This is a genomic window from Streptomyces sporangiiformans, assembly GCF_005768555.2.
GTDB classification, from domain to species: domain Bacteria; phylum Actinomycetota; class Actinomycetes; order Streptomycetales; family Streptomycetaceae; genus Streptomyces; species Streptomyces sporangiiformans.
The window spans coordinates 26,060-37,479 of the sequence record NZ_VCHX02000331.1; the positions used below are offsets into that span (position 1 = coordinate 26,060).

Below are 11,420 nucleotides of genomic sequence, written 5' to 3' on the forward strand. Positions count from 1 at the left end.
GCCTCCCCGGCATGTCCTGTGCAACCCATTGACGCACTCAAACCCCCTCCCTATCTTTGCCGTTCGAAGTATTGACAACCGTCCGATATTTCGAACCTCTAGAGCCGCGGAGTATTCATGTCACGCCCCCGCACCCGCACTCGCTGGAGACTCTCCCTCACGGCCACCGGGCTCCTGGCCGCCTCCTTTGTCATCCCGGCCCCCGTGAACGCCGCTGCCGAGGACACCACCGACTACGCGATCACGGTCGACCCGAAGGCCTCGGGCGCGAAGATCGACGACACCATGTACGGCGTCTTCTTCGAGGACATCAACCGGGCCGCGGACGGCGGCCTCTACTCGGAGCTCGTGCAGAACCGGTCCTTCGAGTACTCGACGGACGACAACCGCTCGTACACCCCCCTCACCTCCTGGGCCACGTCGGGCACCGCGAAGGCCGTGAACGACGACGGCCGGCTGAATGCCCGCAACCGCACCTACCTCTCCCTGGACGGCGGTTCATCCGTCACCAACTCCGGCTACAACACCGGCATCTCCGTCGAAGAGGGCAAGGTCTACAACTTCTCGGTCTGGGCCCGCGCCGAACAGGCATCAGCCCTCACCGTGACGCTGGCCGACTCCGAGGGCGCGCTCGCCGGGGCCCGGCGCGTCACCGCGCGCGGCGGCTGGACCAAGTACACGGCGAAGTTCACCGCGACCCGCACCAGCGCCAACGGCCGCCTCACCGTCGCCGCCGAGGGCCCGGTCGCGCTCGACATGATCTCGCTGCTGCCGCGCGACACGTACAAGGGTCACGGGCTGCGCAAGGACCTCGCCCAGAAGATCGCCGCCCTCGATCCCTCCTTCGTCCGCTTCCCGGGCGGCTGCCTGGTCAACACCGGCAGCATGGAGGGATACGACGAGGCGTCCGGCTGGCAGCGCAAGCGCTCATACCAGTGGAAGGACACGATCGGCCCCGTCGAACAGCGCGCGACCAACGCCAACTTCTGGGGCTACAACCAGAGTTACGGGCTCGGCTACTACGAGTACTTCCAGTTCTCCGAGGACATCGGCGCGATGCCGCTGCCCGTCGTGCCCGCCCTCGTCACCGGCTGCGGACAGAACAAGGCCACAGACGACGACGCGCTCCTCAAGCGCCACATCCAGGACACCCTGGACCTCATCGAGTTCGCCAACGGTCCCGTGACCAGCGAGTGGGGCAAGAAGCGGGCGCAGATGGGCCACCCGAAGCCCTTCCATCTCACCCACCTCGGGGTCGGCAACGAGGAGAACCTCCCGAACGAGTTCTTCGCCCGCTTCAAGCAGTTCCGCGCGGCCATCGAGGCGAAGTACCCGGACATCACCGTCATCTCCAACTCCGGCCCGGACGACACCGGTTCGACCTTCGACACGGCCTGGAAGCTGAACCGGGAAGCGAACGTCGACATGGTCGACGAGCACTACTACAACAGCCCGCAGTGGTTCCTGCAGAACAACGACCGCTACGACTCGTACGACAGGAACGGCCCCAAGGTCTTTCTCGGCGAGTACGCCTCCCAGGGCAACGCCTTCAAGAACGCCCTCTCCGAAGCCGCGTTCATGACCGGCCTGGAGCGCAACGCGGACATCGTGAAGCTGGCCTCGTACGCGCCGCTGCTCGCCAACGAGGACTACGTGCAGTGGCGCCCCGACATGATCTGGTTCAACAACCACGCGTCCTGGAACTCGGCCAACTACGAGGTGCAGAAGCTCTTCATGCGCAACGTCGGCGACCGGGTCGTGCCCTCCACCGCCACCGGCACGCCTTCGCTGAACGGCCCCATCTCGGGCGCCGTCGGCCTGTCGACGTGGGCGACCAGCGCCGCGTACGACGATGTGTCGGTGACCGGCGCGGACGGTGCGACGCTGCTCAGTGACGACTTCTCCGGTGACGCCTCGAAGTGGACCCACACGGGCGGCGGCAGCTGGAGCATCCAGGACGGGCAGTACGTGCAGACCGACGCGGCCGCCGAGAACACCATGGTGTCGGCGGGCGATCCGGCCTGGCACGACTACGACCTGCATGTGAAGGCCACCAAGAAGTCCGGCAAGGAGGGCTTCCTCGTCGCCTTCGGGGTCAAGGACACCGGCAACTACTACTGGTGGAACCTGGGCGGCTGGAACAACACCCAGTCCGCCGTCGAACAGGCCGTGGACGGCGGCAAGTCGACGCTCATCTCCAAGGCCGGATCGGTCGAGACGGGCCGCGCGTACGACATCGACATCAAGGTGCGTGGCCGTCAGGTCACCCTGTACCTCGACGGCAAGGAATGGGGCAGCTTCACCGACAACAAGCCGGCCGAGCCGTTCCGGCAGGTCGTCACGCGGGACGCGAAGAGTGGCGACGTGATCGTCAAGGTCGTCAACGCCCAGGCGGCGGACGCCCGTACAGCGATCGACCTCGGTGGGCTGAAGACGGCGAAGACGGCCGCTGTCACCACCCTGAAGGCCGCGCCCGACGCGGTGAACACCGAGAAGGAAACGGCCGTCGCCCCCGTCAAGTCCACCTTCGCGGGAGTCGCCGGCAAGTTCACGTACACCTTCCCGGGCAACTCGGTCACCTTCCTGAGGATCCCGAGAAAGTGATCCCAAGGATCCGCCTGGGGTGAGCTCACCTCAGCCGGCAGATCGGCGGGCGGCTCAGGCACCGAAGTACGCCTGAGCCGCCCGCACTCCTTCGACCAGCGCGTCGACCTCCTCCGGCGTGTTGTAGACGTAGAAGGTCGCCCGCGTCGTCGCCGGAATCCCGTAGCGCCGCACGATCGGACGGGCGCAGTGGTGGCCGACGCGGACCGCGACGCCCCGTTCGTCGAGCACCTGGCCGACGTCGTGCGGGTGGACGCCGTCGACCGTGAACGAGACCGCCGAGCCGCGGTCCGTGAGGTCGCGCGGACCGATGACGCGTACGCCCGGGAGCTCCTGGAGCTGCTCCAGCGCCCGTGCCGTGAGGGTGTCCTCGTACGCGGCGACCTCGGCCATGCCCAGTGCCCGGAGATAGTCCACGGCCGCGGCCAGGCCCACCGCCTGCGGTGCCATCGGGACACCCGCCTCGAACCGCTGGGGCGGCGGCAGGAACGTCGTACGGTCCATCTCGACGACCTCGATCATCGAACCGCCGGTGAGGAACGGCGGGAGATCCGCGAGGAGTTCACGCCGGCCCCACAGCACCCCGATGCCGTTCGGGCCGAGCATCTTGTGTCCGGAGAAGGCGAGGAAGTCGGCGCCCGACTCCCGTACGTCGACGGGCCGGTGGGGCACGGACTGGGCGCCGTCGACCACGACGAGCGCCCCGGCGGCGTGGGCGCGGTCGGCGATCAGGCGGATCGGATTGAGCGTGCCCAGGACGTTCGACTGATGCGTCAGGGCGACGACCTTGGTGCGCTCGTCGAGCAGCTCGTCGATGTGGGACAGGTCGAGACGGCCTTCGTCGGTGAGCCCGAACCAGTCGAGAGTCGCGCCCGCGCGTTCCGCGAGCTGCTGCCAGGGCACCAGGTTCGCGTGGTGCTCCATCTCCGTCACCACGATCCGGTCGCCCGGGCCGATCCGGCCGGCGTTGCCGAGCGCGTAGGCGACGAGGTTGATGCCCTCCGTCGCGTTCTTGGTGAAGACGATCTCGTCCTCGCCGGCGCCGACGAAGCGGGCGATCGTGCGGCGCGCGTTCTCGTACGCCTCCGTCGCCTCCGTGGCCAGCTGGTGGGCGCCGCGGTGCACGGCCGCATTGTGGGTGAGGTAGAAATCCCGTTCGGCGTCGAGGACTTGGAGCGGCTTCTGGGTGGTGGCCCCCGAGTCGAGATAGACGAGCCGGGCGCCGCTCTCCACCGTCCGTTCGAGGATCGGGAAGTCCTTGCGGAGCGCGTCCACGTCGAAGGCCACAGCGGCTCACCTCTCACGGTATTTTCTCTCGTTTGACGTGAGGAACGCTAAGTCTTCTCACGGGGAATCGCAAGCATTAGCATGAGAGGCGTGGATCATGACGCCCCCCACTACCTGCACCAGCTCCCGGTTCCCGGCGAGGAGCGCTATGTCTCGCTCGCCCTGGTCAACACGCGTTTTACGCTGAGCCACGGCACGGTCGACCTGCTCGACGACGCCGAGGCCGCGCACCTGTGGCTCGTACGCCATGAGCTGCTGCGAGACCGCGTGGCGTTGAACGGGCGGCAGTTCGGCCGGCTCCTCGGGCTGCGCGAGTCCCTGCGGCCGCTGTTCGAGGCGTGTGCGGCCCGTGCCGTGCCGCCGGGGGAGAGCCTCGACACCCTCAACTCCGCGCTGGCGGCCGCCCCCTCGACCCCACGGCTCGCCTGGACGTCCGACGGCCCGCACCGCGCCGACGAACCCGACACCGGCAACCCGACCGCCGCCGCGCTCTCCCTCCTCGCCGAGGACGCCACGGAACTCCTCACCGGCTCCGAGGCCGACCAGCTGACCGAGTGCGCCGCCCAGGGCTGTGCCCGCTGGTTCCTCCGCTCCCACGCGGCCCGCCGCTGGTGCACGACGAAATGCGGCAACCGGGTGCGGGCGGCACGGGCTTACGCGGCCCGCAAAGAGCGGTGAGCGACGATCCGGGCTGATCCGGAAAAGGCCTTGCGGATCTCCGCCCCGCGCTGTCACGATCATCCGCATGATGATGCGAGAGGCGGACACCGCCACCCTCTGGTGAGCGCCGTGCCGGATCCCCGAGGGGGATCACTCCGAAGCGCGCGTAGCGCGTGCAGTTCCTTCGCCTGGCCCAACTCCTCCGCCGAACGCGTAGCTCTGGCACGCGTGTTGAGCGAGGACTGGCTCAAGTATGGTTTGTCCGTCCGCCCGGCCGACCGGCCGAGAGCGGAGGCCGCCGTCACCGCCCTGTACCGCCTGATCGGCGCACCACCGCCCGATTTCGTCTGGGTACCCTCCCCGGCCGCGGCGCGGCAGGTCACGCTCGACCACTACGACCGCTTCCGCCCCGTGCGGCTGGACGCCGCAGCCGTGCCCGCACAGGGATCCGACTGGCCCCTGGTCGCCCGGCTGGCCGATCTGGCGTCACAACTGCGGGAACGCATGAACGACCGGATCGGCCACCGGCCGTCCGCACGGTCGTCATGGGCGTGGGCCGATCCCACGCCGGGGACGGCGCGCACCCTGCCGCCCGACGAAGCCCTCGCGGCGGGCATCCCGGCTGCCGACGTGGTCGAAGCCGTCGTGTACGACGCGCTGACCACCACACTGCGCGACGCGGTGTGCGCCCCGGTCCGTACGGAGCTGATGCCCCCGGCCGTGGACGCGCCGGGTCTGGCCTGGTACGGCCAGCACGACGCCGCCTGGGTCGCCCACTACGACGTGTTCGCGCGCGTCGGCCTGGCCACCTACCTGGGCGACGACCAGGACCAACTGGGCCTGTGGACCGAGCTGGTCCGGTCGACGGGCTGGTGGTGGCCCGGCGACGGCATGTGCGTGATGGCCGAGCGGCCCACCGAGATTCATACCGAGCCCCAGCCCAGCGGCTTCCACGGCGAGTTGCGGCTGCATCGCGACGACGGACCCGCCGTCCGTTTCGCGGACGGTGCGCAGGTCCACGTCCTGCACGGCACCCACGTACCGGAGTGGGTGGTCAAGGCCCCGACCGTCGAGCGCATCCACGCCGAGCGGAACGTGGAAGTGCGGCGCAGCGCCATCGAACGCATCGGCTGGGGCACATACATCGAACAGGCCCGACTCCGGCGCGTCGGCACGGCCGGTGACCCCGGCAACCCCGGCTCCGACCTCCACCTCTACGACGTACCCCGCGAACTCTGGGGCCGTCCCGCGCGCCTGCTGCTCGTCGTCAACGGCTCGGTCGAGCCGGACGGCCGCCGCCGGCGCTACGGGCTCAGCGTGCCCGACCACATCGAGGACCCGCTCTCGGCGGCCGGCTGGACGTACGGGCTGTCCGGCGAGCAGTACGCCCGACTCGTCCGCCGTACCTGAGACGGCTCGGTGGCCTCGGCCCTCATCCGTCGACCTCGCCCCCCGGCGTGCAGGTCTCAAGGACCTTCCCCCAACTCATCGCCCTTCGCAGGCACTCACACCCCAAGGTGACACACATGACCATGACCCTTGCCGATCTCACCGACCTCACCGGTCTCGACGTCCCAGACCACCTGGAGCGCCAGGTGACCATCCCCGTCGTCGACGGCCTCCAGGCTCAGGGCGACCTGATCGTCATCCCGTACGCGTTCGTCGAGCACAGCGTCTCCCAGCAGTCGTTCGTGCGGTGGCAGGACGTCCCGGCCGGGGGCATCGAGCTGCTGCGCAGCGCCGCGGGAGGCAACCCGCACTCGCTCGTCGCCGACCCCGGCACCTGCCGTTTCACCAACAGCCTCTACGACCCCACACGCCTGGCCATCGGCGTGATCGACACCAAGGCGGTCGCGTATCTCATCCACCCCGAGCACGGCGGCACGGGCATCGCGCCCGGCCGCTATGTCATACGCCGTCAGCGCGAGCGCAGCACGGAACGCCGGGCGTGGTCCGCCAACCGCATGATCGCGGACTGACGCGCCCGACCGGCCACCCGCTCACGGTCACCGTCACCGACGCCTGGGCAGGGGCGTGCGCCCGGTTGTACGCGCGGATCCGGATCTCATGACGACCGGGACGCAGCCGCAGATCGGCCGTCAGCCGTCCGGTGGCCGGGTCGTAGTGGCCGGGCGCGTGCCGGCCGTCCACCTCGACGTCGACGCGCGCGGCGTCCACGCCCGACAGCGCGTCGGTGATCCGGGCCTCCACACGGACGTCTGGGCCGTCGACCCGGGTCCCGTCGGCCGGTGTGAGCCGGGTGATGGACGGGGCGAGCGGGATCGGGCTGCCGCGCCTGCGGGACCTGCGCTGGATACGGGAGACGGAGGGCGGGACGGAGCGGTCGCCGTCCGCCGAGGGGATCGTCGCCTCGAAGACCAGGGGATGGTCCACGCCCCGGCGCACGCCCTTCCCCGCGACGATCGTGAACTCCACGCTCGTACGGCCCTTGGCGGGCACGGTGATACGGTCCGGCGCCCGGGTCGGCCGTATCGTCCAGCCGCCGAAGGCGCGGCCGGTCAGCTTGACGGTCTGGGGCGTTTCGTTGAAGTTGTAGACGTCGACCGACATCCGGGTCGTCGTGGACAGCCGGTAGCCGAGGGGCGGCTCGGCGTCGCCGTCCGCCTTGTTCGGCGCCGCGTTCGCGAGGTCGAACCGCTGGCTGAGCACGATGTGCTCGGCGGGGGAGAGGGGAGGGGCTGCGGGACGGGAGTCCGGGCCGCCCTGCTCCCGCACGGCTCGCCGCACGCCCTCCTGCACGACATAGACAGGGTCCCGCGACACCTTCACCCGCCCCTCGGGCCCGACCGTCCCCACATGCCGGCCCATGATGTCGAACAGCTCGGCCGTCGCCCCGGACACCACCGGAATCTCCATCTCCCCGTCGGCCTCTCCCTCCACCGCTCCCTCCGACTCCGCATCCGTCGCGGGCCGCCAGGCCACCGTGACCCGCCGCCCCGCGCCCGCCGCGAAGACGTAACACGCGTCGGACAACCGCTCCACGAAGCGCGCCTCACCGAGCAGCGAGGTGAGCGCGGCGAGGGCGCTGTAGGCGGGCCAGGGCTGGAAGTCGCGGCTGAGAATCCCGAAGTAGACGCCCTCGTCGTGGAGCGGCGGCCCGCCGAACCAGAACTGCTTCCCCGTCCCGGCCGCCAGGCTCCGCACCGTCGCGCGGACCAGATATCGGGCCTGGACGGCCTGTTGCGCCGGGGTGAGATCCGTGCCGGGCCGTGCGTCGAGGAGGATCCCGGCCTCGGTCATCCACATCGGGAGACGCTCCGCCCCGTACAGACGGCGCAACTCTCTTTGCATGTCCGCGGCTTCGGGGAACTCGGGGTCTTCCTGGTCGCTCGGATCCGGGTAGCCGTGGAAGCCCCAGGCGTCGGCGTAGCGGGCCACGTCGTTCTGCAGCATGAGGATCTGGAAGTGGCTGCCCGCCTCGGCGATGCCGGGGAGCACGGTGATCGTGGCCGTCGGGCCCGCGTCCGCGATCCCGAGCGCGGCCGCCTTGACGAAGGCCGCGTGCTGGTCGCCGGTGGAACCGGTCCGGTCGACGTCGGGCTCGTTCGACAGCTGGATCGCGTCGGGCGAGGCGGCGGCCAGACGGGCGGCGTAGCGGTACGCGTCACGCAGATCGGCGGGCAGCGGCAGTGAGGCCTGGGTCATCGCCCACTCCGGGGCGGTGGTCAGTACGTCGAGCGTCGCGAGCCCGTGGCGGTGGAAGGCCCGCCGCACACCGTCGTACAGCCGTGTGTCGTACTCGCCCCGGCGGGGCTCGGCGGCGGGCCAGGACATTCCGTCGCGTACCTGTCCGGCGCCCATGTCCTTCATCGCGGCGGCGAAGGCGTCGAGCCGGGAGGGTGGTACGAGGGAGAAGACGTAGGTGTTGACGCCGAAGCGGTTGCCGGGGCCGGTGACGGGCCGCCGTTCCGGGAGCCGCGCGAAGCAGCCGGTCACGTCTCCGGCCGTCACCCGGTAATGGCCAGGCGGCAGTTGGCGCAGTTCCGGCAGCGTGATCGTTGCCCGTGCCTCGCCGGCCGGGACGGTCGCCCGCCCTCGCGCGACCTCGTTCCCGAAGTAGTCGGTGACGGTGAACGCGAGCGCGCGAAGTTCCCTCGTACGTGCCTCCAGGACGAAGGCCAGTGGCGGGAGTTCGGGCTCGTCGCCCCCGTACGTGCCCAGGCGGTGGGCCGGGTCGCCGAGGTGGATGCCCAGGGGCGCGACGCCGCCGGTCACGGGCGTCAGCGTGAACCGGTCGAGGAGGAAGCGGTAACCGGTGGATCCGGTCAGCACGGCCGGCTCGTCGGCCACGAACGTGATCGTGTTCCGGCCGCGCACCAACTCGACCACGCCGAGGTCCAGTTGGGACAGATCGCCCCACGCGGGGGTGGATTCGTACCAGTACGGCTGCGAGCGGGCGACCGGCACCGGGGGACCGTCGCCCACCGCGAGCCCGAAGTACGAGCCGACCTCCTCGATGTGCGGTTGCTCGACCGGGACCGTGGCCGTCGCGACGATCCGGTACGGCCCCTTGGCGGGGACGTCGACCTCGTACGTCGCGTACCAGCCTGGTTCCGGCGGCCGCCGCGCCGTTGCCAGCGCCAGTAACGCGCCACCCGAAGCTCGGCGGTCACGGACCGTGGGGATGTTCGTGCGGACGGCCGACTCGCCCTGCACCGTGATCGCGGCCGCCCGCGTGCCCCCGGGGATCCGGAACAGGCCCACGCCTCCCTTGACCCCCAACGAACCGAGTCCCAGCACCTTCACCGCCGTACGCCTGTCCATAGCCATGCGATCCAGCGGACCACGCGGCCCGGGACGCGGGCGTCGTACCGTCGAAGGGGCCGGCCCGGATCCGCCTCGGGGGAGGTCTCCTCCTACGGGCGGACAGCGACCCCGAGAGGCGGGGCGGCTCGGCCTCACCAATGGGCGCGGTCGTCCCAGGACCGGAATCCGGCGAACTCGACGGGGTCGTCGTCCTCGTCCGGGCAGGCCAGTCCCTCGGTCACCAGGGTGCCGCGCTGCCAGGCGACCAGGGTGTCGACCAGACCGCTCCGGAGAGGCGGCCCCTGCTCGGCGTGGCGCGGCCAGACGATCAGGGGCCAGGCGTCGGGGTCCGGTCCCTCGGTGAGCCAGCCGAGGAAGTCGGAGTCGATGGAGTTGGCGAAGGGGAGAAATCCGCCGGGCTCGGGCCACACGCTCAGGGGGTACGACCGCGGGTGGTTGCCCCTGAGCTGCCGATAACCGTCCGCGGTCTCCTCGACGTGATGGATGAAGCGATGCTCACCGGTCCGCAGCGGGGTGAGGAAGCGCAGCCACTCGCTCCAGCAGCCCGCGCCGTACAGCTCCATGAGCGTCACGTACTCGCGTGGCAGCCGGGTGCCCAGTTCGTCGAAGAGGGCTTCCCAGGTGCCGTCGCCGAGATACGGCTCCCGCGGCGGCGGGGACAGCAGACGCAGGGCGTCCAGGCCGCTGCCGGTCTCCAGGGCGACGCGGCGCTGTCCCTCGGTGAGGCGGGGCTCGGTGGGCTCGGGTGGGGCCCACGGTGTGGCCGTCGACAGGAAGGCGGTGCGGGCGACGGATCCGGGGAGGGGGCCGATCAACGGGCCGGGAGGTGAGGGGAGTTCCCACTCGGAGCGGACCGTGTGGCGCAGATACCCGGTGAGTGTGAGGTCGTACCGGTGCCAGGCGCGCAGTCCACTGCCCGGTACGGGACCACGGTGCCGGACGACCACGGTCCACTTGTTCGGGTCGTCGGAGACCGAGGTGTCCCAGAACAGCACGTCGCTGCCCCGGCTGCGACCCCAGGCGAGCAGTCCGCCGGGCTCAGGGTGGATGACGGGACGTTCGTCCTCCGGCTCCGCGCGCGCCTCGATCCGGGCCCGGCGATGCGTGTCGCGAAGCCAGTCGCCGTAGTCGAACCGGCCCTCCTCGACGCACGGTGTGTGGATCCACAGGTACGCGCCGAAGTCCAGCGGGCCGTGGGTCCCGGCCAGCCGCTTGTAGTCGTCGGGCAGTGGGGTGCCGAGCCACGCCTCGACCGCCGCCCAGTCGACGGCCACGGGCGTCGGCGGGCGTTCCGGGTGCGGCTCGGTGAAGGCGGCTATGTCCAGGGTCACGCGGTGTCCTTTCCCGTCAGGTCGCGTCCCGTCAGGTCCCGGCACAGGGCCTGGTCCACGTTCATGATCGCGTGGTGTCCCGGTGCCAGGACAGGCGGGGAACCCTCGTCGGGGAGCTCGGGAAAGTCGGCGACGGCCAGCTCCACGTCCGCCGTGCACGCGTCGTGCCCGCATTCGCACGCGAACCCGTACACCGTGTTCAGCGCACCGTCCGGAGCCCATGGGCGGGCGGAGAACCTCTGGTACTGCGAGACGACGGCCCTGTTGGCGAACCGCGACAGCCGCCGGCGCTCGACCGCCGTCGCAGCCACCGGCCCTTCGGCCAGGGGGCCGGCGAACAGCGCCTCGACTTCCGCGACGGTGTCCGCCACGCTCTGCCGCCCGTCGACGACCAGCTTTCGCCCGCCGTACTCCTCCACCCGCGCCTCGATCTCCCGCCGCAGTGCCTGATACAGCGGGAAGGCGCCCTCACCCGGCGACAGCCCCCGCTCGACGAGCCGGGCGTACTGCACCTCTGCCGTCGGCAGAAGCCACACGGCCCGCCCGGACGCGCCCGCGACGGACGGTGTGACGGGCGTCCCCTCGGCGATGACGAGAGGCGACCGGGGGAGGGCACGTACGTCGTCGGCGATCATCGCGCCACGCTCATGGTGCAGGGACATCGCGAGCAGGTCCTCGACCGGTGCCGTCCACCGCTCGGCGCGCGGAAGCCGCTCCCAGGCGGTCGCGGCCGTGTGCCCGGCCGCGACC

At 70.7% G+C, this 11,420-nt stretch carries 8 protein-coding genes; 4 read left to right on the top strand and 4 right to left on the bottom strand.

Annotated features, from left to right (window positions below; all coding sequences use genetic code 11):
* The first annotated feature begins 117 nt into the window (after nucleotides 1-117).
* Nucleotides 118-2,604, top strand: a complete 2,487-nt coding sequence (locus FGD71_RS41855) for an alpha-L-arabinofuranosidase C-terminal domain-containing protein (protein WP_119105812.1) — start codon at nucleotides 118-120, stop codon at nucleotides 2,602-2,604.
* 54 nt (nucleotides 2,605-2,658) lie between these two features.
* Here the strand turns inward: FGD71_RS41855 and FGD71_RS41860 are convergent, their stop codons facing one another.
* The gene (locus FGD71_RS41860) at nucleotides 2,659-3,891 is read right to left on the bottom strand and encodes a cysteine desulfurase (protein ID WP_119105813.1); all 1,233 of its coding nucleotides are present in this window, start codon (nucleotides 3,889-3,891) and stop codon (nucleotides 2,659-2,661) included.
* Between the two features lie 81 nt (nucleotides 3,892-3,972).
* On the opposite strand from FGD71_RS41860, the gene FGD71_RS41865 reads away from it, so the two are divergent.
* The 3 genes from FGD71_RS41865 to FGD71_RS41875 all read left to right on the top strand — a co-directional run bounded on the left by FGD71_RS41865 (nucleotide 3,973) and on the right by FGD71_RS41875 (nucleotide 6,530).
* Entirely contained in the window at nucleotides 3,973-4,569 is a 597-nt protein-coding gene (locus tag FGD71_RS41865; RefSeq protein ID WP_181359380.1) for an ABATE domain-containing protein, read from the top strand.
* Between the two features lie 240 nt (nucleotides 4,570-4,809).
* Nucleotides 4,810-5,961 (top strand): DUF6745 domain-containing protein, encoded by a 1,152-nt coding sequence (locus FGD71_RS41870; RefSeq protein WP_240437035.1) that lies wholly within the window; start codon nucleotides 4,810-4,812, stop codon nucleotides 5,959-5,961.
* A gap of 116 nt (nucleotides 5,962-6,077) precedes the next feature.
* Nucleotides 6,078-6,530: a hypothetical protein gene (locus tag FGD71_RS41875; RefSeq protein ID WP_162931371.1), complete on the top strand. Its 453-nt coding sequence runs from the start codon at nucleotides 6,078-6,080 to the stop codon at nucleotides 6,528-6,530.
* On the opposite strand, the gene FGD71_RS41880 is transcribed toward FGD71_RS41875, so the two are convergent.
* The 3 genes from FGD71_RS41880 to FGD71_RS47755 all read right to left on the bottom strand — a co-directional run.
* A complete protein-coding gene (locus FGD71_RS41880; RefSeq protein ID WP_140936061.1) occupies nucleotides 6,460-9,342 on the bottom strand; it encodes a carbohydrate-binding protein in 2,883 nt (960 codons plus the stop codon). The genes FGD71_RS41875 and FGD71_RS41880 overlap by 71 nt on opposite strands.
* Before the next feature lie 128 nt (nucleotides 9,343-9,470).
* Nucleotides 9,471-10,670 (bottom strand): SMI1/KNR4 family protein, encoded by a 1,200-nt coding sequence (locus FGD71_RS41885; RefSeq protein ID WP_119105816.1) that lies wholly within the window; start codon nucleotides 10,668-10,670, stop codon nucleotides 9,471-9,473.
* A partial coding sequence (locus FGD71_RS47755) for a hypothetical protein (protein ID WP_119105817.1) occupies nucleotides 10,667-11,420 on the bottom strand: 754 nt, incomplete at its 5' end. The genes FGD71_RS41885 and FGD71_RS47755, both read right to left, overlap by 4 nt.